Raw genomic sequence first — 24,937 nt, 5'->3', positions numbered from 1 at the left:
GAATAATTCCCTACCCCTCCCCAACTTGCCGTAAGACTCCAGGTTTCTGACCCCGCTCTCGCAGGTGGGCACCTAGTTCGAACGTTCCAACTTCCCTTATTCTGGTAAGGGCATGTTGTATTAATTCGACATTTAGCTCCCATGTCACATAATAGGATCAAAACCAAGATAATCCGTACGCACAAGGCAGGATCTATTTTTATTATAACACCACTGCGTAAAAAAATCTCTAACAAATGCATGGAAATTATCGTTTTCTAATTTTGTCCTCAATTTCTGCTAAACGGTCTTGCAGCAAGGCAATAGCCATTTCTTGACTACGCACACGACGCCGAAGATGATCAACAAGCTGCGTTAATTCACGGACATCTTCATTCACTGATTCTAGGAGTCCACCCGACTGAGTTTGTTCTTCGATTTGCTTCTCTAATTTTTGCGTTCCGTCGGATTGAACGTCCAATGAGTTTTCCTCTGGGTTTTGATTAGCTAAAAGATAACTAAAACGAGCATATCTCGAGTTGCGTCCTGGATGAACTTCAATCACTCCATCCTCAGCTAAAGCTTGAATCGCACGTTTTAAGGTTACACTTGCTGCTCCGGTTTCACGTTGTATATCTGAATATGCTAATTCGAATTCCTTACCTTGATACATACTAGAAATCTTTTCAAAAAATTCGACAAATTTTCGGTGTGTTTTTTCTTTTAATCTCAATATAAGTCCATCCTTCCACAAAAAATTATTGAACCGCTTTAAAATTAATTCTATTATATCAAATTTAAATGAAAAAGCTATACTATCATTATTTTTAATTAAACCTTAACAATACACTTTTAAGTTTAATTCATTTATCTCCATAAAGCTTTTCAATAACTTCATCTGATAAACCAAAAGTATGTTCATCTGCCGGAAAGACACTGGATTTAACCTCTTCATGATACGATCGAATCGCTTGAACTGCTTCATCCCCCAGTTGAGCATATTGTTTGACAAATTTAGGTCTAAACCGTTCGAAAAGCCCTAATATGTCGTGAAATACCAAAACCTGCCCATCACAGTCTAACCCTGCTCCAATTCCTATGGTGGGGATTTTCAAATTCACAGAGATTTGTCCTGCAACCTGTTTCGGTATCGCCTCAAGCACGAGTAAAAAGGCTCCAGCTTGCTCCAAGGCAAGACCGTCCTTGACTATCCGCTTAGCACTTTCTAAATCACGTCCCTGGACTTTAAAACCTCCAAGTTGATTTGCAGTCTGAGGAGTCAAACCGATATGCCCGACGATAGGTATTCCCGCGTTTGTTAGGGTTTGAACAATCGGAATGACGTTAAAACCTCCTTCAAGTTTTACGGCATCGGCTCCCCCTTCCTTAATGAGTCGACCGGCATTCATTAGCGCAAGATCAGCAGTAGCGTAACTCATAAACGGCATATCTGCAATCACAAAGGTTTGCATTGCCCCTCTCCGTACTGCTTTCGTATGATGAAGCATTTCTTCCATCGTTACGGGTACCGTTGAATCATAACCTAAGACCACCATACCCAAAGAATCTCCTACAAGAATTGTATCAACGCCAGCTGCTTCAACCCACTGGGCAGATGGATAATCGTATGCTGTCAACATAGTAATCTTCTCACCAGCTTGTTTCATTTTCTCGAATTCAGGGATTGTCTTTTTCATTTTTACTCCTCCTCAAAAATTCAAATTAAGTCATTGCTATTATTATATTCTTGTCATACTCCTTTGGATTGAAGCATAGGTTGTTACAATCAAAGGAGGGATAACCCATGATGTCCAAACCCTTTCAGTTCAGCTTAATTCTTAAGGGAATTCTCTTGGCGGCTACCTTAGCTTTGTTCTTATCTCTCGTATTTGGCCTCCTACTCTCCTTCACGTCGATTCCGGAATCCGATCTGTCAAGCAACATTATCTTTGGTGTCAGTATCGTCGTCGCTGCCTTCATCATTGCTCACCAAGCGGGCACAAGGGGATTATACTATGGTTTAGCGGTAGGCCTTGGATTTATCCTTCTGGTTCTGCTCCTATCTGGAGTTTTCTGGTCGAGCAGTCCATCGTGGCTAAAAATGGGTGAGAAAACTATTTTGGCTCTCGTTTCGGGCGGAGTAGGTGGAATCGTGGGGGTACTTTTCAATCGTTCATAATAGAAATCCTCGCATCTCATTCCTTGAGAAGAGAGGCAAATCTCGCGCGTGAGATTTGCCTCTCTTCCTAATTATGCCTTCTTTTTTCAATTTTCTACTTATTATTAAAAAATTCTGCACGTGAACATACATTTGTGTAATATTCTAAATACTTCCCATTTGCGCTCTCTAGTTATACAATAAATTATGTAGAGGAGGTACGGCTTATGTGTGTCGAAAAAACCCCTTGGGAACAAGTGATTGATTTTCACGGTCATACTTGCCCAGAAATTGCCTTGGGTTACCGTGTGGCTCAAATTGCCATGCGCGAGCTAGGAATTCGCCCTACACCAAGCTCCGAGCTTCAGGTTACGGCATATACTCAATCCTGTGCCCTTGACGCTTTTCAAGTGTTGAACCGTGCAACTTACGGACGAGGAGCGTTACGTGTCATTGAAAAGGAACAACCAATCTATCACTTTAAGTATACTGGTACATCTGAAGGAATAAAAATCACCATTTGTCCAGAAATGTTAGAACGCCTCGTTGGAATTCACGAATATACAAGTACACGTGAAAGACAGAACCACTATTTAGAAGCGATTCAATTTCTAATGGGAACCGAGGAACATCTTTTTTGTACCATTCAGAGAGTATAGGTTTAGATGGTATTAATCCATTTGCATGCAGTTTAGATCAAATAGCAATATTTATTTTCAATGGACAAAGCATGAGAATTCTCTTTAAACAGAATTCTCATGCTCTTCTTAATTAGACTGCTTCCCTTGTCGCTCTTTCCAAATTCTCCATGCTAAGAGTGCGAGAGCAATTCCTACAGCGACCATACTACTCCATTGTGCCGCAGACCAATTAAATAAAAATCGTGGGCTATCTCCCCGAAGATTTTCTAAAAAGAATCTTGATAAATTGTAAAAAACCATGTACAACAAAAAGATAGTCCCTGATGGCCATTTTCTTAATTTCAAGATCACGAGAAGAGCGAAGATAATCACATCGACTTGCCCTTCCCACACTTCGGCAGGCCACAGAGGTTGGTTCCCAAAAGTGTCACGTGCAATCGTGCCTACTGGATAAATGATTCCAAAATCTCCGCCTGTTGGCCCTCCAAAAGCATCTCCATTCATGAGATTGGCATCTCTTCCGATTGCCTGAGCTAACATAAGTCCTGGAGCAGCTAAATCAGCTAACTCCCAGAATGATAACTTCTTTCGCCAAACGTAAATTCCACCAACGAGTAACGCCCCAACAACGCCCCCTTGAATCGATAGCCCACCATGCCAGACGGCAATAATTTCGCCAGGGTATTTGCGATAAAAAGCCCAATCGAAAAAAAACACTTGCCAAATCCGGGCGCCTACCAAACCTGAAATAAGCAAAAGCGGCGCTAAGTCCATCATTATCTCCATGTATTCTGGCCGACCTTCAGCTTTAGCAAAATATAGGGTTACACCTACCCCTAGAATGAAGGCCAACGCAAAAAGTGTCCCATAAGCGCGAAGAGGAAAACTTCCAATAAAGAACCAATATTGATGCATTAGTGCCTCCTTCAATCATAGAATCGGTTGTCTTAATTATTACCCGATTCTCTAAACGTTAATCTCTTTATTATATCCTGAAAAAGCTAGGGTCTCAAGAAACCCCTTGGCCAAATTATTTTGAACTTGTGTCTAACCTATTTATTACTAAACTATAAAACAGATCCGATGTTAACTATCGGATCTGTTAAGATTATAAACTGTTTAGTTTTGTAAAAAAACGATCGTGTTGATTGGGTTTAAATATGGCTGTTTCACGCTCTGTTTTCCCAGTTGGTTTCTGAACTGCCTGGAAATAGCTCGAATGTTTCTTTTTACCTGATAACGCATCGGAATATAATGTAACAAATAACGTAGCAACTGCGATTAATACCATCAACCATTGAAATACCATTATTCCACACCTCCATTACCATTTTATGGCCTGCATCAAAATTGTCAAGTGTTAAAGAGTCTTTCCAGACAAAAATATTCCTTTCTTAACGAAACGTAGCAGTTAAGCGGTCACCTGGATGTAAAACCGTTGTGAATTCAGCTTCTTGGCCATTGACACGTAGTTTCAACGAAGATCCTGGAACTAGCTCATCTGGAAACTTAACATAGGGCAAAAGATCTGAAAGAATCGGCATTTGCTTATACCCATCAACCCTAAGGTCCATTCCATCCTTAAGGAGTAGATCTTCAGACACAGGTCTTCCTCGAAACAAAATGATGGTTTCTTGAGGAGGGTATTCAAGTGCTACTCCGTTTACGCTGAAAATCATAGGCCTGGGCTGAAGCTTCAGCTCACCCACCGTGATCTGCCTTGTACGAACCTCTATCGAATCTCCCTCACGGATGATACAGTTACCCTCTACCCCACTGCCATTAACCAAAATCTCATGTTTCAAGTCAAGCGAACGAGTCTCTCCATTGATACGAATCAGTAGCTCTTCATTTTTTTTTGAGTCAAAGCCCTTTTGCTTTAGGAGATTGGTTAAATCATCATTGGGAATGTACGTAATTTTATATCCATCAAGAATTTGATCTGTCTCGCTTACTAACTGATGATTTACAAAGACCTGCGTGGCATATTTCTCTCGTTGGCCATTCCAGAAAATCCATTTCGGATTTTGAGAAGGTAACATCTCTTCGAAGCATACCTGGGCATCTCTACCTGGTTCACCTGAAGTAAAGGTGATTTCATCCCCCGCTTTTAACGCTTGATCTAATTTTCCAAGCTCGCCATTGACGAATAAGAGGGCGGGGCTTCCCATAGTCCCCTTAATAACTCGCATTTCGCAATTCCATTCAAATGTTAACGCCGCTCCAGGCCTACCAAAAAATGAGCGTGGCTGTATCCCCGCAGCAAGTAAAGCTTCGGCAACCGTTGTTAACTGTAATTCAAAAATTGGCACAGGTGTATTATTTACTGCTACAGTATAATACTGTAGCCCCTTTCCCTCGATCGCAGCGATTCCAATTCCGATAGGAGTAATGCTTTCCGGGCCCTTCAAGTTTTTCTCCCCAAGAATGTCCCCTAGCCGTTCTCTGACTTGAACTCCCACTCTATTCTGAGGAATTCCCATAGTCTCAGCCAACATTTCAGAAAGCATTGGGGTTAAGCTTCCTCCACCAATGAGAATAATAGCTTGTGGGATGTCATTATTGAGGCTAACAATCTCCTTTGAAATTCGCTCCGCTAACGTTCCAACCACAGGTTGTATGACACTCAATACGTCTTCTTTATTCACAACGACTTTAGTTCCAAGAAAATCAGTGAAGTTCAGCTTGGCCTTCGTATTTAGGTCTCGTTTTACTTTTTCTCCTACCTTAAAATCAAGAAGATACTGCGCGCAGATTGCCTCGGTGACCTCATCTCCTGCCATAGGGACCATTCCATAGGCAAAAAAAGTCCCATACCGAGTCAAGGCAATATCCGCGGTTCCTGCTCCAACATCAACCAATGCGAGATTTAGACGTCTCATATTCGCCGGAATGGCAGCTTGTCCAGCGGCAATCGGTTCCAATGTCAAACTGATCATCTCTAGGTCAACACGGCCCAAGACCGCAACCAAGCCATCAACGACTGTTCGTGGCAAAAATGTCGCAATCACCGATACCTTAGCCACTCTCCCGCGCTGCCCGATTAGATTAGCAATTTCTTCTCCCTCATTCCACTGGGCTATAGTGTTGAACCCCACACAATGATAGCTTTGGGTATCATTGTGTGTTGATGATTGCAGCTGACGAAGCGCTTGATGAACTGCTTCCATTTCCATTGCTAATACGTCATCCCGTTCCCAACGAACTGGAAGTAATTCCTTATGTTCAGCAAAAGCTATTTCAGTTCTCAACGCTCGACCAGCTGCTGCCACTGCAACCTGTTTTAAGGGAAACCCTAATTTTTTTTCCAGAATTTCTTTGACCTTAATAACTGCCTGGGCAACTTCATCCACATCATGAACTTGCCCATCATACATAGCGCGCTGCCGATGTTCCGTTCGAGCGCTGGCCAAAATTTCATAATCTCGTTCTTTGTTCTTGGTCATTACCAGCCCCATAACCATACGAGTTCCAATATCTAACGCGAAAATAGGTTCCACTTGTTTCACCTCTCTTTGAGTAAATTCGACCTTTTTTATGTAAAATCCTCCTCGATACAAATAAACAACCTCCACTAATACTGTTTACCAATATTAGTGGAGGTTTTAGAAATCTCAATTAATCTTCTAAGCTATAGTTCTTTCGTTAAACTATACTGAGTTTTTCCATATTCCTCGATTTCTTGTCTCCTCGTTTCATACCCTTTACGTCCCATTAAGGCGTATGTCCCATTCTTCCCTTCCTCAACCCCTGGTTGATCGAAGGCATTAATATTCAGTAATTCACCCATATACGCCGTCTCCCACTCAAGCAGGAGAAGTAATTGCCCTACGTTATAAGCATCCAAGTAGGGAAGAATAATCTTTTGGTGTTGCCGCCCTGCCAAAGTCAGGGCGTATTCGGTTGCTTTTTGCTCCGCAAACAATAATTCTGCTAAAGTGCGCCCCCCCAAGAACTGGATATCCTCAGGCAATTCTAAATCTACCGGGATCTCTTGAGTTTCCGCAAATTTTTCAACTGCCACAAACGTAATGACCTTATCATCAGGGCCTTCGACAAATAATTGAACTTGAGAATGTTGGTCCGTAACCCCCAGCGCTTTTACAGGTGTCTGTCCAATGTTAACAACCTTCCCCTGGCGATCATTTCGTTTCCCCAAGCTTTCCGCCCATAATTGGGCATACCAGTCAGCCATTGTTTTCAACCCATCAGCATAGGGCATAAATACCGAGATATTTTTTCCTTTTTGCCATGACAAATGAGCAAGTGCGGCACGCAATTGTGCGGGGTTAGAGAATACCCCGCTTGTCTTACGAATCCACTGATCCATCTCCAAGGCGCCTTCCATAAGTTGATTAACATCAATTCCACAGATGGCAGCTGCTAGCAACCCCACGGGCGTCAGTTCTGAAAAGCGCCCACCTATTCCCGTCGGGACCACAAACCTATGATAGCCTTCCTTGAGGGCAATCGGCAGAAGATTTCCTTTTTCTTTATCCGTGGTCACAACAATATGTTGAGCGTAGTTCTCTCCGCATACCCTACGCAAGGTATCTCGAACAATCAGAAACTGAGCCATAGTTTCCGATGTATTACCTGATTTTGAAATTACATTAAAGAGGGTCTTAGAAGGATCAAGGATTTGTAACAACTCGTTAAACCGTACTGGATCAATATTATCCATGACATAAAAGCGGGGACGATGACCGCGCTTCTCAGGAGAAAGTTCGTTATAATAGTAATGGTTTAGTGCTTGGTGAACAGCCAAGGGTCCGAGTGCCGATCCACCAATTCCTAAAACTACAAAATTTTCAAAGTTAGATGCGACAGAATTTGCATACTCTATAATTTCTGGTATTTGAGTTTTTATTGGATCTAAGAGCTTTGAGAAATCGATTTCTCCCGCCTTCCATCGAGTGGAGAGGGTAGTCTGGGCTTCATTCAACGCTTCTTGTAGGTTCTGTAGTTCCTCCTTTGTAAATCCATTCTGGTTTTGCGAGCTTTGCATCATTCCCATATAATCAATTGTTATTCCAGATCTTACTCGGTTTTCCATTAAATTCACCCTCATCTCCTAATTTCGACTTCCCTAAATGGATAGTTCATTTGCTAAATCATAAAGTTCTCTATTGAAAGGGCGCCCTTTTCCATAAGCAGCATCTAGAGAAGTAGAGATAATGACTTGATTGACATAAGCGGTCATTTTACTGGTTTCATGGGCTAAAATAATTTCGATTGCTTTCCCTCCCATGCCAGCAGCAATCATAGCATCCAGAGCGCTAGGGTTTCCACCACGTTGCAAATGTCCTAAAATTGTGATGCGAGTCTCAAAACCGGAACGAGATCGTAATTCTTCTCCAATTTGAAAAGCGCTTCCCGCGCCTTCCGCAACTAGGATTATGCTGTGGTTCTTCCCACGTTGATGACCACGCTTCAATTTATCGCTAATTTCATCCAAATCATACGGAATTTCAGGCACTAAAATCGATTCAGCTCCACACGCAATCCCTGCCTGAAGGGCTATATTTCCACAATCCCTTCCCATAACTTCTACAATGAAGGTCCGTTCGTGAGAAGACGCGGTGTCCCGAATCTTGCTCACAGCATCCACAACTGTATTGGTGGCAGTATCAAATCCAATCGTCAAGTCAGTACCAGCGATATCATTGTCAATGGTTCCCGGAATCCCCACAATCTGAAGTCCTTGTGCCGCTAAAGTCTGAGCCCCACGAAAAGATCCATCTCCTCCGATGACTACCAAAGCGTCTATTTGCGACTTATGTAACTGCTCTGTCGCTTTTAGCTGACCCTCTACTGTTCGCATTTCTGCGGAGCGAGCAGTTTTCAGGATAGTCCCTCCGCGAAGTACAATATCCGCAACAGAGCCTAAACTCATTTCTTGAATTTCCCCGTGTATTAACCCCTCATAACCACGGTTTATCCCATAAACCACAAGGCCATGGTAGATTCCCTTCCGGACCACAGCCCGAAGGGCTGCGTTCATCCCCGGAGCATCTCCTCCACTTGTTAGCACTCCAATCCGCTTTATACCTGACATAAGATTACCCCTTCCCCATATCTTTGTCATCTAGTTCTAGTCGAGCCAATCATAGTATTTCCCGACCTCTTGTTACCTATTTCTGGCCTCTGTCTATGAGTTTATGCTTTAAATGTCTTTAATATTATTAAATATTTTTTATTCAAATCCTCGTTAATGAGCATTTTTTTTTGCATTTTTTGATAAGAGGCTATTATAGTAGAATGTTTGCGGTTAAAATAACTCGCAATTGCAGGAAAAGAAATCTGGCAAAGTGTCCGCATAGTGTAAATCGTCAACTGCCTTGCTTCATTGACCCTCGGCTTTCGACTCGGTCCCAACAATTCCTCGACGGAAACTTCCATCGTCAAGGCAGATACATGAATAATATTTAACGGATCAGCTACCGATTTTTTTCTATTTTTTTCATGTTCCCAATAAGTTTGGAAACACAACAAGCTCAATTCGTCTTGTTGTAATTCAGCAAATTGAACAAATTGCTCAATGACCTTTATGGCATCTGCTAAATTATCTATCCGCTCCGCGATAATCTCTAGGACCATTTGGTCGATGAAAAGGCGCTTCAAGTGACAATATTCATACAGGAAACGCTCTATTTCTTTCCTTTGAGGTTGATCAATTGATACAACCATCCCACTTAAAAAACGCGAGGCGAGTCGTTCCCCTAGAAATTCGATTTGAGGTTGATCGGCTTCAAGGGTAATCACCATCTTACCCCCATTTTCAATGACATATTCATATGTATAATGAAGTTCTTCGATTGTTTTGACTTTACCGGTTAAAAATTGAAGATCATCGATCAACAACAATCGTGCCGTTCTGTATCGTTGCCTGAAAACATTCAGCTGATTTTCCTGAGCAGCATAAGCATACTGACGAGCAAAGGATAAAGAATCCGTAAAAATTCCCCCGGATTTTAGCCCAATACGTTGATCAAGTTGGCGCAGCATGGCTGATTTCCCTACTCCATTTGGTCCATAAATTAGAGTAACTCCCGGAGCCTTCTTGATATCGTAACTTCCGATTAAACGTCGTGCCCGAATGTTAAAGTCACTAATAAACCAGTTCAAGTACGCCTCTCCTTTATTAAACTCATTGCCAAAGGTTTATACTCTTATATAATGTTATTATCGTATAGACAGAGGAGGATTTCAGTCCACAACTGTCGAAATATTCAAAAATAATCCTACGTTTCTTAAAAGTTTAGAGTAATAAATAATCAATTTGAGCATAGTTTGTGCCCTAACAGGGCATGGGGTACAATACAATTTTGAAAGGAGCAAAAGTTGATGAATTCTACAAGAGATGCTGACGTAGGTCATATTACTCATACACACGACAGATTATTAGTGATAAGTGACCAGAGGAATGGGAATATATTGGATAATCGTCAGAAAATCTGCGATGCCCACATTCATCTTTTTCCGGATCGTTTAATGGGGGCAATTTTAGACTGGTTCGTACAGCAAGGTTGGACGATGCCCTATCGGCAATCCGTAGATAACCTAATAAAATATCTCGAGACTATAGGAGTGACATCAGCTTTTGTGTTAGGATACGTTCATAAAAAAGATATGGCTTCAGGAATTAACCTTTGGCTCAAAGAACTTTGTGACAGTCACCCTTGGTTACATCCATTTGCAGCCCTTCATCAGGATGACGAACATCTAGAAGAAATCTTAGGTCAAGCTCTCGATGAATGGAATTTTCCGGGTGCTAAAATTCATACATTCGTCCAAAAAGTTGCAGCTAATGATAAACGTTTATGGAGTATGTATCAAATGCTTATTGAAAGGCGTAAGGGAGTCATTCTTCATTTAAGTGGGATGCCAGTAGAAACCCCTTACACACGAGTTGAGCCACTCCTCGATGTACTCAGGTCCTTCCCGAATTTAAAGGTTACTATTGCACACATGGGTCTTCCCAATGATTTTTCTCTAGCTGTAAAATTGGCAGCCAACTATCCTAACGTTTACCTTGACACAGCCTATATGCTAGGTAACCCCCGCTTTCCCATGCAAGAGGAATGGCTCAAAGCGATAGAATCCTATCCAGAAAAATTTATTTTCGGAACAGACTTTCCAGTTATGGACTACTCTCCGGTTGCTGCCATCCAAACCATAAACCAGCTTCCTCTTAGGGAAGAAATCAAAAAGCAATTGTTTTGGGATAATGCCATGAGTTATCTTAATGCAGAACATTCCCAAAAGAACATACTCGATATCAGCTAGATTTGCTTATAATGTACTTATTTGCTGACTAATTGATAATCAGACTTCCGCCCCTGGACACTAGCTTCCGATTTCTGGTCTCTGATATGCCAAATATCTATAGCATTCATCAGCGATAACTGTTATAGGTTTATTCCGACGGGATAACAGGAAAAACCCGCGCTCGATATTAAAGTCTTGCACACTCATCCATACTAAGCCTTGCTTCACACAAGACTCCAAAGCGTGCTTGGACAGAAACGAGAACCCAATACCAGAACGAACAGCATTTTTTACTGCTTCCGTACTTCCAACTTCTAAGGCAACATTGAAGTCGTTTAGATCGAGCCCGGCTTTCGCGAGTGCCTCTTCGAAGGCCCTTCGATGTCCAGATCCTGTCTCGCGAATAATCATGGGGTAATCCTTGAGTGTTTTTAATTCGATGCTTTGACTCGAACTTAAGGCATGATCACTTGAGACTACAAGACCCAGTTCATCTTTTAGCCAAAATTCAGACGTTAGTTTTTCCGTATCAAATATAGCCCCGACCACCGCGAAATCTACTTCATGAGCAAGAACCTTTTCCGCCATCTCCAGACTATCCCCTATCGACAGTTTGAACTTTACTTCCGGATAAGATTTCCTGAAGTTTGCCAAGTAAACTGGGAGCAAATATTCTCCTGGAATGTGCGAAGCTCCGATATGAACTTTTCCGGTCATTAACTTCTCGGATCCTCCAATTTCACGCAATAACTCCGACCATGCCTCTAGCATTTTCAAGGAATGACTATAAACTACTTCCCCCTCTGGAGTTAGGGCGAAACCCTTTCCCTTACGATAAAGCAATTTGACCCCCAGTTTCTCTTCAAATGCCCGGATCTGATTCGAAACAGCTGGTTGACTAATTCCTAATTTCCTAGCAACAACTGTAAAACTCTGTTCTTCCACCACCTGACTAAATAAACGCATCAAATCCAACATAGTATCACCTCTCCTACGAAACTGACCGCCGCTAAAACAAGATTCTGCATATGAAGAAAAAGAGGGCCAGGCCCTCCTTTTCTTTCATTGAATAACTATTTAGAACACAATGTAACTAGAGTTGAACAGTAACTTTCTTCATTTTCTGAGGTTCTAGTGGTTTATCCCCACGATCTTTCGGGACACTGACAATCCGATCGACTTCCTCCATACCTTCAATTACTTTTCCAAAGGAAGCATACTGTCCATCCAAGTGAGTTGAAGTCTTGACAACAATAAAGAACTGCGAACTAGCTGAATTAGGTGCTGAAGTCCGAGCCATAGAGATCACTCCGCGGTCATGCTGTAAATCGTTTTTGAAACCGTTTCCGGAAAACTCGCCACGGATTGTCTGTTTACTTCCACCCATTCCAGTTCCATCAGGATCACCGCCTTGAATCATAAAGCCTGGGATGACTCTATGGAAAATGAGACCGTCATAAAAACTTTGAGAGACAAGGGACACAAAATTCTTAACGGTTTCGGGTGCTACTGAAGGATAAAGTTCGAGTTTAATCATATTACCGTTTTCCATTTCTATGGTTACAATGGGATCCTTTTTTAATTCTGAGTCTTGCGTACTTTCATTTGTCACCTGAGTGACCTCCTTTATGTTTGGATTTGGATTTTTTCCTATGTATTATACCACTTGACTAGGAATTTCCCTAATGTATGGAAAGAACCCAATGACAATACCTCACTCATCACCCCTGCATGTTCGCCCTCGTTTCACACTATAGAGATAAATTAAGAACACAATAATTGCAAGTACAATTCCACCTCGTGCCAAATAGCGGTGCAAGACAAGAGTAATCTTTTGCCAATGAACACCAAGAACTCGTCCAAGAGTGATGAATGTTGATGCCCACAAAATAGCACCTGTTCCAGCGAGAGCTGCATAACGTCCATAGTGAAGTTCACTCATTCCTGAAAAATACGCTGTAAAGTGACGGAACCCAGGAAAAAAGTATCCAATCACAATTAATCGATCACCATAACGCTGAAACCAATGTTCAGCACGAGCGATCTTTTTTTCATTAAGATGAAGATAAGGGGCAACCTTATGTAAGAAAGGGATACCTAATCGCCTTCCAACCCAATAACTCAAGTTCATCCCTAAGAAACTGCCGAGGGTAGCGATAAAAAGTGTTTTTCCAAAATCCATTCGGCCTAATGACGTTTGAAATCCACTAAATGTCATTAGAAATTCGTCGGGTACTGGAATACCGACCATGCCGCACATGAGCAGTAAAAATAAGCCAACATATCGAAAGTGATAGATTATATCCGTGACAAAGTGCTCTAACCCGTGCATGCCCTGCCGCCTTCCTCTATTACCATTATGACTCTTTGTAAACATTAGAGCATGTTGTTAATTATCTCTTAGTTTGTTACATCAAGAATCAGCGTTTGAAACGTTTCCAAAGAACATAAAGAAGTATAAAAACAATGGCCCCGCCAACGACTATGTCAGCCCGATGGAAATAAGGTTTAAGCGAATCCCAATTTTCGCCTAGTTTTTGACCCACAAAAATTAACAACGTACACCAGAAAAACGCACCGATCACCGTGTAAGTCGACATTTTTAGTGGATTCATTCTTGCAATACCCGCTGGTAGGGAGATAAATGTACGGACTACTGGCAAAATTCGGCCTACAAAAACAGTGACATCCCCATGACGTTCAAACAATCGTTCCGTCCAAACCAACTCACGTTCATTGATGAAGAAATATCGCCCGTACCGTTTGAGGAATGGACGTCCTCCCCAAACCCCGACATAATAAGCAATAAGCGCGCCAAAGAGGTTTCCCAAGGTTGCAGCGATCGTTGCTTGCCAAAAACCAAAATGACCCGCGTATACCATATAACCAGTAAATGGCAAAATTATTTCACTTGGCAAAGGGATACAGGCACTCTCAATCGCCATGGCGAAGAATACCCCTGCATAGCCTAGAGAAGAAATCATATGTACAACAAATTGTCCAAGGTGTGTTATTATCGCTTCCAAGATAACCCTCCTAACTTAATCATAGACTTCAAAATGAATTCACTTCGAAAGCACGACTGCTCAATTCGAATTTAATGCAGAAAAATCATTCTTTGTATCGAAGATATTTTATCATAGACCTGTTATCATTACCATTTAAACTAAAAATAACTATTTAGGAAATAAAGATCTTGCCTGTTTTGATTGCTAGCAACATTGATCAAAGCAGACGCTATTACTAACATCTGCTTTGTGCGACCCATAATTTTGGTGATTTTACCCAAGTTCATTCTTGAGCCTTTCCATTTCAACTTGGCTGTCGACGACTGATCAATCCATTATAACATTCGAAAATTACCTTCTTTGTATCAACGATCGTTTCAAAACTGACCGATTTCCCCCAGAGAAATTGAACAAGGGTAAGAGTTTTCTCAAGATAGACGATATCTAGATCAACTCCTTCATGACGGTGTTTAAGATAAAGTCCACCCTTACCCTCATAATCTCCCTCTAAAACTACTATGGAGGGGTGCCCCCCATTGACTAGTTGCTGTACTAGATTGTCTCGTACTTTCTCCCATTCAATTTCTGAAACCTGCCATTGGGCACCAACTTTGCGGAAATTGAAAAGATTTAACTCTTCAACCAAGTCACGGTTAAGATGGTTGCGTATGAAAGAAAGGTCGTTTTCAGTTTCTCGCAGCTCAAAAAGATCATCGAGGGGTTTGACCTTCGCAAGATATTCCCATATTTTTGCACCTAAATAATAAGGATTCAATCCCATCCGAGAAGGTTGCACGACTTGACTATGCATAATCGCGAAGTCAAAGGATTCTGCTTCTGTTAGATCTAGTTCATGCATAATTCTGGCATGCCAGAATGTTGCCCACCCTTCATTAATAATCTTTGTTTCAATTTGGGGATAGAAATATAAGGACTCTTCTCGCACAATACTGACGATATCTCTTTGCCAGTCTTCAAGTCCAGGGGCGAACATCATAATATAGAGCAATAGATCTTCATATTCAGGTTGAAGCGCTAATTCATGATCATCCTCTAACAGATCCCTCCATAAATCTTCATAGGGAATCGATGCTCTTTTTTTCCGGTTCTTCATTTGGGGCTTGACGCAGCTCTGTCCTTTTATAGATGAATTTCCGACACAGGAATTGCTAGAACATGAGTTACCAGAGCAGGAATCACTTAAGCATGTATGCCCTTCTCCCAACTTGACCGGCTGATTGACCTTTGCTTCATTTACCGGTTTGCAGTGAATACCAATATGGGATCGGTAATCTACATGTTCTTGGATAGCAAGAACAGCATCCAAGGTCCGCTCAACCTTTTCACGGCCATACCGCAATTCATATTCGTGAATTTTCTCCGCATGTGAAGCCATGCGCTCTATCATATCCTTAGGTGTACGCGAGAAATAGCGATTGTTTTTGAAAAAGTCGACATGTGCATAGACATGCCCGATCACTAGTTTGTTTTGAATCAATCGATTTCCCTCTAACAAAAATGCATAAGCAGGATTTGTATTTATTACGAGTTCATAAATTCTACTTAAATTCAAATCGTATTGAGTTTTCATTCGATAGAAAGCTTTTCCAAAGCTCCAATGAGTAAATCGCACTGGCATTCCATAGGCACCAAACGTATATAAGGCTTCCGCTGGAACGATTTCAAAATTAACAGGATAGAAATCCAGTCCCATGCCACGGGCCACTTGAGCGATATCTTGCGCGATTGTGCTTAAGGCTCGCATCTCATTGTCCATGACTCCCCCCCTACCTATTCTTCCCCCGAAATAGTGTAAATCTCACTATATACTTAACAGACTATGATCAGGAAAACACCGTTTTGAGCGCGGCGTATACCTCGTTTCGATCTCTAATCGTCACCAACCGTAGTTTCGGGTCCGTTATGCGTTTTAAGGTTGACATTAAAGTACTAGAATAATGTGTTCTTAAAATTTCTCCATAGCCGACTACCTGACTCACTTCAACTAAGCGTTTCATCAGTGACATTGCCCTGGTATTATCGGAGCCAATATTGTCGCCATCCGTAAAATGAACTGGATAAACATTATAATGTACAGGTGGATATTCGCGATCAATTAAATCTAAGGCGTATTGATACACAGATGAGCAGCGTGTCCCTCCACTTTCCCCGCGCGTAAAGAACTCCTCCTCGGTCACCTCTTTGGCCTCCGTATGATGTGCTAAAAAACGTATCTCTACATTTTCATACTTTAAACGCAGGAAACGAACCATCCAAAAGAAAAAAGATCGAGAAATATACTTTTCGAATTGCCCCATTGAGCCTGAGGTATCCATCATAGCCAATATAACCGCATTCGTTTCGAAATTAGGTCGAGTCTCCCATGTTTTAAAGCGCAAGTCCTCCGGAGAAATTCGTACTCGGGCCTCTTTATTCTGTTTCTGCGAAAAAGCTTGCCTTTTGATACTTTCAAGCAATGTGCGCTTTTTATCAACATTGGCCATAAGTCCCTTTTTGCGAACATCGTTGAATTCAGGGCGATCATGTGCGATAAGCGGCCTTTTTTTATCATCTAAATTGGGTAACTTCAATTCTTCGAAGAGAATTTTTGCCAAATCCTCATAAGTGACTTCTGCTTCATAGATGTCAATGCCGGGTTCTTCTCCTGCCCCGCTCCCAGCAGCCCCTTTGCCCTTGACCTGTTCACGCCCCATGATTTCACCTGGAACCATTTTTTTAGTTCCTTGTCCAGTATGATTCTTTTTATTGAAATCATATCGGAAGCGAAATTCTTCTAGGGAACGCATCGGAATCTTGGTGTTTTTTTTGCCATCCGTTAGAATGATACTTTCATCGACAATCAAATCTCCCATTTGTTGCTTAATGACTTCTTCAACTTTTTCCTTGTGTCTCGTTTGGTCAAGATACCCCTTACGATGCAAACTCCAATCATCACGACTCACAATTATGTCATCCGCCACACTTATCCCCATTCCTCTCTATCGGTTAAGGAGGGCCCCTACATACTTTACAATTTCATTGGCACAGATCGGACAATATCCGTGCTCATTGATGAGGCGATCCATGACATTGTTGATTCTTCTTAATTGATCTTGATCTGGATGATCAACTGAGGTTGTAATTTTCACAATATCTTTTAAGTCTGCAAAGAGTTTCTTTTCAATAGCTTCTTTCAACCGTTCATGGGACGAATACCCAAAGGCTTTTCCCTTACGGGCGTACATGGAAATTCGAATCAAGATTTCCTCGCGAAAGGTTTTTTTGGCATTTTCCGATACACCGATTTGTTCCTCAATGCTTCTCATTAATTGTTCATCAGGCTCCAATTGTTCACCGGTTATTTGATCATAAAGTTTCGAAGAATTACAAAACGCCTCAACATTGTCGAGATAATTATTCAACAGCGACTTTGCAGATTCCTCATAGGCATAGACAAACGCCTTCTGGACTTCAATTTTAGCCATTTCATCATATTCACGCCTAGCAACCGCAATCAGATTAAGAAGGTTTTCTTTTTCTTCTTTCATGATCGAAGTATGCTGAGATAAACCGTCTTTTAGAGCTCTTAAAATATCCAGCGCGTTGATACAAGCATGGTCATCTCGAATTAATGCCGTAGAAATACGGTTGATTACGTAACGAGGATCCACACCACTCATGCCTTCCCCTTGCTCTTCTCCCTCCATGGTCAGCTCTTTAATATCCTTTTGATTAAATCCCTCTACATCTTCGCCATCATAGATCCTCATTTTCTTAACGAGATCCATTCCTTGCTTTTTCGATGGCTTTATGCGGGAAAGAACACTAAACACAGAGGTTGCCCATAAACTATGGGGAGCAAGATGCACATTTTTAATATCACTTTGGCTGATCAGTTTTTCGTAAATTTTAACTTCATCACTAACTTTAAGATTATAGGGAATGTGCATAACAATAATTCTAGATTGCAATGCTTCATTTTTCTTATTCGATATAAACGCTTGATATTCATTTTCGTTGGTATGGGCAATGACTAGCTCGTCAGCCGAGATTAAAGCAAAGCGCCCGGCTTTGAAATTTCCTTCTTGAGAAAGGCTCAGGAGATTCCAGAGAAACTTTTCATCAGATTTTAACATTTCTTGAAATTCCATGAGTCCCCTATTTGCCTTGTTCAGTTCTCCATCGAAACGATAGGCACGCGGATCGGATTCTGAACCATATTCTGTAATTGTGGAGAAATCAATACTCCCAGTTAAGTCAGCGATATCTTGCGACTTAGGATCCGAGGGAGTAAATGTTCCAACCCCTACCCGTTGCTCCTCTGAAAAAACAATCCGTTTCACAGGAATATGTTCAACCTCACCCCCGAATTCCTCATCCAAGCGTAGCCGACAAACTGGACAAAGATTCCCCTCGATCCGAATGCCGTACAATTCTTCAAATTGTGGACGCAATGACACCGGTAAAAGATGCAACGGGTCCTCATGCATAGGGCACCCATCAATAGCATAGACTGCCCCTTCCTCAGTTCTCGTAAATTCTTCAAGCCCGCGTTTCAATAAACTTACAATCGTTGATTTTCCACCACTAACCGGTCCCATTAACAGTAGAATGCGCTTGCGAACATCTAAACGCTTAGCTGCGCTATGAAAATATTCTTCAATAAGTCGTTCTAACGTTTTGTCTAACCCAAAAAGTTCCTTGTCAAAGAATTTGTATTTTTTCTGATCTCCACTTGTTTCAATACCGGCCGCCTTGAGCATCGCATAAATTCGCGCATGAGCATGAAGCGCCAAGTTAGGATTTTTAGTAACCATAGGCAAGTAATCTGCAAACGTACCGCTCCACGCCAAAGCAGCCTCTATTTCGCGATATTCACGCAACCACTTAATAACTTCCATGGTAGCCCTCCCTTCACCAACATCAGCTCGTTCTGACGGGTTATATCAGTATATGCCTCGACGGAAGAGATAAAGCATGTACCCACTCTTCTTTTGTGAATGAAAATTAAAAAGAACACCCCAACATGAGATGTTCTAGTCTTCAATCAACCTCATCATTTGATTATTTCCAAATCCCAGGGGTCGTAGGCAAATTCACCAGGCAAGATATCCAAGCGGGCTACAATATAGTCTCCAACTTCATCGCGATCAACGCGTACTACAGTTCCAAGACAGTTGTTACACGTAGTAACACGGTCTCCAACTTTAAATTTGCGTCGGCGACGAGAGAAAGGGCTTGGTATGGAATCACGATTTATCGTAAACATAATGTAATACCCTCCTTTTATCAATCCTTACTATAATTTAATTTTATATTAGCACATCACATACTGAAAATCCAGAGTAAATTGAGAAAATTCAATCTTTTATCAATAAATGTATGCCATTGTTTATCTCAACTTATATATTCCAGACTTCTAATATTATTCCGAGTTGCTTGGTATTAATTGGACCTAGAATGTGCCAAGAAATAAAGGCCCAGGATTAGCTAGGCCTTTATTTCTTAATACATCTCCAAATAACGATTCAATTCCCACTGTGTGACTGTGACTCGGAAACTGTCCCACTCATCCATCTTGGCCTCAACAAATCGATTATAAATATGATTACCCAATGCATCTTGAATGATAGGGGCCTTAGCCAACTCATCCAATGCCTCTTTAAGGCTGCTAGGTAGCGTGTTTACTCCCATTTTCTCCCGTTCAATAGAGGTCATTGCGTAGATATTTAAATCGAGTGAAGATGGTGGGATAAGTTTATTCTTAATACCATCTAGTCCTGCTTTAAGTTGAACAGCAATAGCCAAATAGGGATTACAGGAAGGATCTGGGCTGCGTAATTCGATGCGAGTCGAGGAACCCCTTTTGGCTGGAACACGGATGAGTGGACTTCTATTTCGGCCTGACCAAGCTATATAACAAGGGGCTTCATAACCGGGCACAAGCCGTTTATAAGAATTGATGGTCGGATTTGTAATAGCAGTAAAAGAACGGGCATGCTTCATAAGCCCAGCAATATATTGGTAAGCGATTTCGGAAAGTTCCATTGGATCCTCCGGGTCATAAAAAGCATTTTTGCCACCTTTGAAAAGTGATTGATTACTGTGCATTCCCGATCCGTTAATGCCAAAAATAGGTTTAGGCATGAAGGTGGCATGTAACCCATGATGTTGAGCAATTGTGCGTACAACGAAACGAAAGGTAGCAATTTTATCGGCAATATCCAATGCGTTTGAATATTTAAAATCGATTTCATGTTGCCCAGGCGCCACTTCATGATGAGATGCCTCAATCTCATAGCCCATTTGTTCTAATGTTAAAACCATATCACGACGAGCATTCTCACCAAGATCAATAGGGGTTAAATCAAAATAGCCAGCTTTATCATGTGTAATCGTTGTGGGGCGACCCTCGGCATCCGTATGAAAGAGAAAAAATTCCAATTCAGGTCCAACATTCAAAGTGTACCCCATTTCAGAGGCTTCCATTAAGACTCTTTTGAGCGCGTTTCTCGGACATCCGTCAAAAGGGGTCCCATCTGGGTTGTAAACATCACAAATAAGCCGAGCAACTCCCCCTTCTTTGGAACGCCAAGGTAACTCAACGAAGGTACTCGGGTCTGGACGTAAGTACATATCTGATTCCTCAATACGTGCAAATCCTTCAATAGACGAACCATCAAACATAAGTTCCCCATCTAAGGCCTTTTCCAACTGTTCAATTGAAATGGCCACATTCTTAAGGATTCCAAAGATATCCGTAAACTGTAGACGAATGAACTTAATACCTTTATCATGTGCTTCCCGCAAGACATCTTCTTGGGTCATCGTCATTAAATTAACTCTCCTTTCCACTCTTCAACAACTAAAGACGCCCATACGTCACCCCTTACTGGCTCAGCATGGACGCTTACTATATCCTAAACCTTTATAGAAGAGTATATCCATAATCACTTCAACTTACAATGCGCTTGACCAAAGTTAAAATTCAATTCCTTGCCGCGCTTGTATCCCCTGTTCGAAGGGATGCTTTTTCAGAACCATTTCTGTCACTAGATCAGCCCTTTCGATCAGTGATTGAGAGGCATTTCTACCTGTTAAAATCAATTCAACATGGGCGGGTTTATTATTTAGTAAGTCCAAAACTTCGCTTTCAGGTATCAGTGTGAACCAAAGAGCATTAAGAATTTCATCTAGAATGACGATATCCCATGCTCCAGAGAGAACAATTTCTCGAGCTCTCGAAAAACCCTTGCGAGCTTCAAGGATGTGCTCTTCAAGGGGTTCTCCTTTGCGAACCCAGCCCTTTCCTCCAAAGTTTTCGTGCTGGCATTCTGGCCACAAGTGTTTCAGACCTTCTAACTCTCCGTAATCATTCCCCCCTTTCATAAATTGTATAATATAGACCCGAAAACCATGACCAACCGCGCGTATTGTCAAGCCAAAGGCAGCGGTGGTTTTTCCTTTTCCGTTACCCGTATAAATTTGAACTAATCCTTGTGTAAGATTTGACATTATTGCTCCTTTCGTATCCATTTTTCAAGTTGCGGATGTATATAAACAACATTAGGAGACGCTAATATTTCCGGAAACCGTTCTAAAGTTTGTCGATTAAAGGAAATGGAAAAAAGCAATTTGATGGCAGACTTCTCATCCATCGCTCTCAGTTCAACCTTATCTGGATAAAGGTAATAATAATAATTCCCATCTCGCCATGAAATTTCCGCTTCTCCAAGTTTCACGCGAATAATTCCGAATTCTTCAACCTTAACGGCTTCAACCCCAGTAAACGGTTGTCTCAAATACTCTGCTTCCAGTGCAACCTGACCCACCCTAAATTGGGATTCTAATAATTGTTCGACAATAAGTCGAGCCGGGATAGAAATGTCTTCAAAAACCCTACGTTGGCTTCTTAATTCATCGAAGAGTCGTTCAAATTTTTGGACATGGATCGAACGTACTTTTTGAGCCTTCTTTAAGGCCTTTTCAAAGGCGTAATACACGTCTTCCAAGCATTCCAGAAGCACAGCGTCTTCCTCTCGCATGTTCACTTCCACCCCCATCCCTTTTATCTTATAGGAGAACTTTTATAATCCTATTCTAACTGAAGTAACCATTTTTTGAAAGCTAATTTTTTGAAATATTAGGAAATATTCCGGAGATTAACTTTTTCTACGAAGTCGCTTCGACACACGCTGAACCCTTGACTCAATCCAGTCAGTCGTCAATTCAGCATCCCGTCCCATTTCAAGAGCCTTCCAGTAATATTCTAGGGCTTCCCTGAAATTGCGTTTCTTTTCATACAACTCTGCCAAACGAACCAGAGCTTCCAGAGCGAACTCACTTTGATGGTATTTTTCTAATTCGTTATGCACTTTCATAGGACCTTTCTTACGCTCCCGAATTTCTCTAAGAGCTGCCAAAGCTTCAAATACCTCTCCAGCTCGCAAGTCATCCCCTACTTTCTCATAGAAATCTAGGGCAATTAAATAATTGGTTTCAGCCTTGTCTAAATCCATACAGAGAAAGAAAATACCCGCTAAGCTTTGATAACGCAAAGCAAGGTCTAAATCGTATTCGGGGTAAAACCGTATTGACAACCCGAGATAATATTTTGCCTCTTCATAGTTCTCTAGAAACTGCTCAATTTTACCCAAAAAATAGCAGCTTTCACTAAATACATTAATAGTATTAAACTTTATGCATAGTGCAACCGCCCTTTGTTGACAATTAAAAGCCAACTGTATTTCATCCTGATCAAAGTAGAGTAACGCCAAGTATTGTAACGTATTTGACAAAGAGATCATATCATTAATTTGTGCAAAAACCTGACAAGCATGCTTCAAATTAATAAGTGCATCCGTTTCTTCCCCTTGGCGAAAGCACAATTCTCCTAGAAGAACGTCTAACTCTCCTTCACCTTTTGGGAACCCGTGTAAACGACAAAGTTCACGGGCTTTTATATAGGCACTCTTGGCTGAAGTCCAATCTTTAAGAGCTGCATAAACCTGACCGAGATCTGCATAGAGCATACTCAGCCTTAGCTGTGGAGATGAGCTCGGATAAACAGAAATCGACCGTTCATACTCCCAGCTCGCATCCTTAAACATTCCTTTTTTAACCGAAACACTTGCTAACCCCGCCCATGCTTCTGCCATCCCTTTAGTATTCTGGATTTCTTCGCAAATACTTAACGCTTCTTTAAAACCCTCTTTAGCAAACTCCAGATTTCCTAAGCGTACTCTTACTGTAGCTAATAGCCGTAACGTAAATGCAATGATTTCCGGAACGGATAATTGATACGCCTTTAAAACGCCTAGCATATAATATTTTTCTGCTTTAAGATACTGTTCTTCTCCAAGACACTGTGTTCCACTCTCCATAAGGTTCCGCCAAGCGGATAATTCCTCATCATACATATTATCGCCTCCGTGTCTGCTCCATCATATGCACGAATTGGTTTATTGGGCATATAAGAAAGTATAACTTTGAGGCGCATAATTCAATTGAAGGTGTAATGATGATGGGACAAGGCGCCAAATGGTGCATACAAGAACTTTAGGCCGAACTAGCTTGTAACCTAGACATAAAAGTCGAAATATGATAATCTAAATTTAAGAAGGGGGTGTTTTGACCTTGAATACTTATCGTCCAACCCAATCTTCAAGTTATTGGATGGTTGCGCTCAAACTTCTCATACTCGTTCTGGGTCTGTATCTCTCTGCCTTAGTCTTAGGTAAAGTTTTCACGTGGGTGTTTGCCATTGCCTTCTTTTTGATTCGCTTCATCGTATTTGTCGGTGTCTCTTTTATTGTTCTGCATTTTTTCCTAAAATTACTATTTAAAATTGATTTGTTTCAGTTAGTGATGGGAAAACGCTTCACTTCTCGTTAGTAAATTTCCCAAATACCTCTTCTCGTATCCCTATGAGGTACGAACCGACTTAATAAATGCAATTTTCTTACCAAATCAAGTCGATATAATCACGATTTAATTCAACGCCTTAAAAGAGGCGTTTTTTTGTTTTACTTTCATGATCTAGCAATTGATCGAATATCTTTTATTCAAGGAGGAATGCCAAATGCGAATTATTATTTTCAAACGTCCATCATGGCGTAATATTGCCCTCTGGGGAATCCTGTTGTTCGTTTTAATTGCTTACCGTGAAAATGTTACCTCTGTATTTTCTGGAAAATTAAAACCAATTTACTCTGCTACCGTCAATACGCAAGCAATCGGACTGACCTTTGATATCAGTTGGGGAGAAAAGACCGCAGAACCCATACTGGATATTCTTAAGAAGGAAGGGATTCATGCCACATTTTTCCTCTCGAGTCCTTGGGCAGACAAACATCAAACTTTGGTGCAAAGAATGGTGACTGAAGGGCATGAAATTGGATCGCACGGAAACCGTCATATCGATCTCAATACTTTGGCGGCAAGCGAAATAGAGCACGAAATCTCCACTGCCCAACAAGTCCTCGAAAAAATCACAGGTCAGAAAGTAAGGTTAATCCGTGCACCCAATGGGGCTTATGATAATAAGGTTATCGCCACAGCTAATAAGCTCGGTTACCGTGTCATCCAATGGAGTGTGGATTCTCTCGACTGGAAAAGACCAGGCTCTAGTGCTGTCATAAATAATGTAATTAACGGTATCCGCTCCGGTGGTGGTGCAAAATCTGGAGACATAATTTTGTTTCACGCGTCTGATTCAGCCCCAGATACCGTTCAGGCCTTGCCCACCGTCATTCAAAACCTTAAAACCAAGGGACACACCCTAATTCCGGTCGGACAATTACTCTCTCAGGCAAGTAGTACATGGCCACCTGAAAGTAACCTAACTGAAAAGCCTCTCGCCCCTGCTCAATAACCAACAA

The 24,937-nt window shown here is 41.5% G+C and carries 25 protein-coding genes and 1 other RNA gene; 5 read left to right on the top strand and 21 right to left on the bottom strand.

Features of this window, described 5'->3' with window-relative positions; all coding sequences use genetic code 11:
- Window positions 1-13: 13 nt before the first annotated feature.
- The 3 genes from ssrS to panB form a co-directional block, all read right to left on the bottom strand.
- A non-coding RNA gene (gene ssrS / locus E4K68_RS12330) (6S RNA) lies at window positions 14-196 on the bottom strand.
- Window positions 197-247: 51 nt separating this feature from the next.
- The gene (locus E4K68_RS12325) at window positions 248-712 is read right to left on the bottom strand and encodes an IclR family transcriptional regulator (RefSeq protein ID WP_135379237.1); all 465 of its coding nucleotides are present in this window, start codon (window positions 710-712) and stop codon (window positions 248-250) included.
- A 130-nt stretch (window positions 713-842) separates the two neighbouring features.
- Window positions 843-1,676, bottom strand: coding sequence for a 3-methyl-2-oxobutanoate hydroxymethyltransferase (panB, locus tag E4K68_RS12320; protein ID WP_135379236.1), 834 nt, complete (start codon window positions 1,674-1,676; stop codon window positions 843-845).
- A gap of 110 nt (window positions 1,677-1,786) precedes the next feature.
- Here panB and E4K68_RS12315 point away from each other — a divergent pair, with 110 nt between their 5' ends.
- Together E4K68_RS12315 and E4K68_RS12310 are read left to right on the top strand one after the other, a co-directional pair.
- The gene (locus E4K68_RS12315) at window positions 1,787-2,158 is read left to right on the top strand and encodes a TIGR04086 family membrane protein (RefSeq protein WP_135379350.1); all 372 of its coding nucleotides are present in this window, start codon (window positions 1,787-1,789) and stop codon (window positions 2,156-2,158) included.
- 206 nt (window positions 2,159-2,364) lie between these two features.
- The gene (locus E4K68_RS12310; protein ID WP_135379235.1) at window positions 2,365-2,796 is read left to right on the top strand and encodes a formylmethanofuran dehydrogenase subunit E family protein; all 432 of its coding nucleotides are present in this window, start codon (window positions 2,365-2,367) and stop codon (window positions 2,794-2,796) included.
- 108 nt (window positions 2,797-2,904) lie between these two features.
- Here the strand turns inward: E4K68_RS12310 and lgt are convergent, their stop codons facing one another.
- The 6 genes from lgt to E4K68_RS12280 form a co-directional block, all read right to left on the bottom strand.
- Window positions 2,905-3,693, bottom strand: coding sequence for a prolipoprotein diacylglyceryl transferase (gene lgt / locus E4K68_RS12305; protein WP_135379234.1), 789 nt, complete (start codon window positions 3,691-3,693; stop codon window positions 2,905-2,907).
- Between the two features lie 193 nt (window positions 3,694-3,886).
- On the bottom strand, window positions 3,887-4,087 hold the full coding sequence (locus tag E4K68_RS12300; RefSeq protein ID WP_135379233.1) for a hypothetical protein: 201 nt from the start codon (window positions 4,085-4,087) through the stop codon (window positions 3,887-3,889).
- An 85-nt stretch (window positions 4,088-4,172) separates the two neighbouring features.
- Window positions 4,173-6,278 carry a rod shape-determining protein gene (locus E4K68_RS12295; RefSeq protein WP_199241761.1) on the bottom strand — a complete coding sequence of 702 codons (2,106 nt, stop codon included), beginning with the start codon at window positions 6,276-6,278 and terminating at the stop codon, window positions 4,173-4,175.
- 131 nt (window positions 6,279-6,409) lie between these two features.
- Window positions 6,410-7,834, bottom strand: a complete 1,425-nt coding sequence (locus E4K68_RS12290) for a glucose-6-phosphate isomerase (RefSeq protein WP_135379232.1) — start codon at window positions 7,832-7,834, stop codon at window positions 6,410-6,412.
- A 33-nt stretch (window positions 7,835-7,867) separates the two neighbouring features.
- Window positions 7,868-8,836 (bottom strand): 6-phosphofructokinase, encoded by a 969-nt coding sequence (gene pfkA, locus E4K68_RS12285; protein ID WP_199241758.1) that lies wholly within the window; start codon window positions 8,834-8,836, stop codon window positions 7,868-7,870.
- A 101-nt stretch (window positions 8,837-8,937) separates the two neighbouring features.
- Entirely contained in the window at window positions 8,938-9,906 is a 969-nt protein-coding gene (locus E4K68_RS12280) for a DnaA/Hda family protein (RefSeq protein ID WP_135379230.1), read from the bottom strand.
- Between the two features lie 219 nt (window positions 9,907-10,125).
- On the opposite strand from E4K68_RS12280, the gene E4K68_RS12275 reads away from it, so the two are divergent.
- A complete protein-coding gene (locus tag E4K68_RS12275) occupies window positions 10,126-11,067 on the top strand; it encodes an amidohydrolase family protein (RefSeq protein WP_135379229.1) in 942 nt (313 codons plus the stop codon).
- A gap of 60 nt (window positions 11,068-11,127) precedes the next feature.
- On the opposite strand, the gene E4K68_RS12270 is transcribed toward E4K68_RS12275, so the two are convergent.
- The 12 genes from E4K68_RS12270 to E4K68_RS12215 all read right to left on the bottom strand — a co-directional run bounded on the left by E4K68_RS12270 (window position 11,128) and on the right by E4K68_RS12215 (window position 23,476).
- Window positions 11,128-12,027, bottom strand: a complete 900-nt coding sequence (locus E4K68_RS12270) for a selenium metabolism-associated LysR family transcriptional regulator (RefSeq protein ID WP_135379228.1) — start codon at window positions 12,025-12,027, stop codon at window positions 11,128-11,130.
- 115 nt (window positions 12,028-12,142) lie between these two features.
- The gene (locus tag E4K68_RS12265; protein WP_243450355.1) at window positions 12,143-12,661 is read right to left on the bottom strand and encodes a peptidylprolyl isomerase; all 519 of its coding nucleotides are present in this window, start codon (window positions 12,659-12,661) and stop codon (window positions 12,143-12,145) included.
- A 102-nt stretch (window positions 12,662-12,763) separates the two neighbouring features.
- Window positions 12,764-13,381 carry a DedA family protein gene (locus E4K68_RS12260; RefSeq protein ID WP_135379227.1) on the bottom strand — a complete coding sequence of 206 codons (618 nt, stop codon included), beginning with the start codon at window positions 13,379-13,381 and terminating at the stop codon, window positions 12,764-12,766.
- 88 nt (window positions 13,382-13,469) lie between these two features.
- Complete coding sequence (locus E4K68_RS12255; RefSeq protein WP_135379226.1) at window positions 13,470-14,078, bottom strand: DedA family protein; 609 nt, start codon at window positions 14,076-14,078, stop codon at window positions 13,470-13,472.
- A gap of 283 nt (window positions 14,079-14,361) precedes the next feature.
- Window positions 14,362-15,834, bottom strand: a complete 1,473-nt coding sequence (locus tag E4K68_RS12250) for a SpoVR family protein (RefSeq protein WP_135379225.1) — start codon at window positions 15,832-15,834, stop codon at window positions 14,362-14,364.
- A gap of 67 nt (window positions 15,835-15,901) precedes the next feature.
- Window positions 15,902-17,038, bottom strand: coding sequence for a sporulation protein YhbH (yhbH, locus tag E4K68_RS12245; protein ID WP_135379224.1), 1,137 nt, complete (start codon window positions 17,036-17,038; stop codon window positions 15,902-15,904).
- Window positions 17,039-17,056: 18 nt separating this feature from the next.
- Window positions 17,057-18,958: a PrkA family serine protein kinase gene (locus tag E4K68_RS12240; RefSeq protein ID WP_135379223.1), complete on the bottom strand. Its 1,902-nt coding sequence runs from the start codon at window positions 18,956-18,958 to the stop codon at window positions 17,057-17,059.
- 155 nt (window positions 18,959-19,113) lie between these two features.
- Window positions 19,114-19,326 carry a hypothetical protein gene (locus E4K68_RS12235; protein ID WP_135379222.1) on the bottom strand — a complete coding sequence of 71 codons (213 nt, stop codon included), beginning with the start codon at window positions 19,324-19,326 and terminating at the stop codon, window positions 19,114-19,116.
- A gap of 236 nt (window positions 19,327-19,562) precedes the next feature.
- On the bottom strand, window positions 19,563-20,891 hold the full coding sequence (gene glnA / locus E4K68_RS12230) for a type I glutamate--ammonia ligase (protein WP_135379221.1): 1,329 nt from the start codon (window positions 20,889-20,891) through the stop codon (window positions 19,563-19,565).
- 147 nt (window positions 20,892-21,038) lie between these two features.
- A complete protein-coding gene (gene cobO, locus E4K68_RS12225) occupies window positions 21,039-21,572 on the bottom strand; it encodes a cob(I)yrinic acid a,c-diamide adenosyltransferase (RefSeq protein ID WP_135379220.1) in 534 nt (177 codons plus the stop codon).
- Complete coding sequence (locus E4K68_RS12220) at window positions 21,572-22,102, bottom strand: hypothetical protein (RefSeq protein ID WP_135379219.1); 531 nt, start codon at window positions 22,100-22,102, stop codon at window positions 21,572-21,574. The genes cobO and E4K68_RS12220 overlap by 1 nt, the downstream gene beginning before the upstream one ends.
- A gap of 117 nt (window positions 22,103-22,219) precedes the next feature.
- Window positions 22,220-23,476 carry a tetratricopeptide repeat protein gene (locus tag E4K68_RS12215; protein ID WP_135379218.1) on the bottom strand — a complete coding sequence of 419 codons (1,257 nt, stop codon included), beginning with the start codon at window positions 23,474-23,476 and terminating at the stop codon, window positions 22,220-22,222.
- Between the two features lie 217 nt (window positions 23,477-23,693).
- Here E4K68_RS12215 and E4K68_RS12210 point away from each other — a divergent pair, with 217 nt between their 5' ends.
- Complete coding sequence (locus tag E4K68_RS12210) at window positions 23,694-23,951, top strand: hypothetical protein (protein ID WP_135379217.1); 258 nt, start codon at window positions 23,694-23,696, stop codon at window positions 23,949-23,951.
- Between the two features lie 187 nt (window positions 23,952-24,138).
- Window positions 24,139-24,930, top strand: coding sequence for a polysaccharide deacetylase family protein (locus E4K68_RS12205; protein ID WP_135379216.1), 792 nt, complete (start codon window positions 24,139-24,141; stop codon window positions 24,928-24,930).
- Window positions 24,931-24,937 lie beyond the last annotated feature (7 nt).

It is taken from the genome of Desulfosporosinus sp. Sb-LF (assembly GCF_004766055.1).
Classification (GTDB): Bacteria; Bacillota; Desulfitobacteriia; order Desulfitobacteriales; family Desulfitobacteriaceae; genus Desulfosporosinus.
The sequence above is the reverse complement of the archived record's forward strand: the minus strand, read 5'-3'. Positions and strand labels throughout refer to the sequence as shown.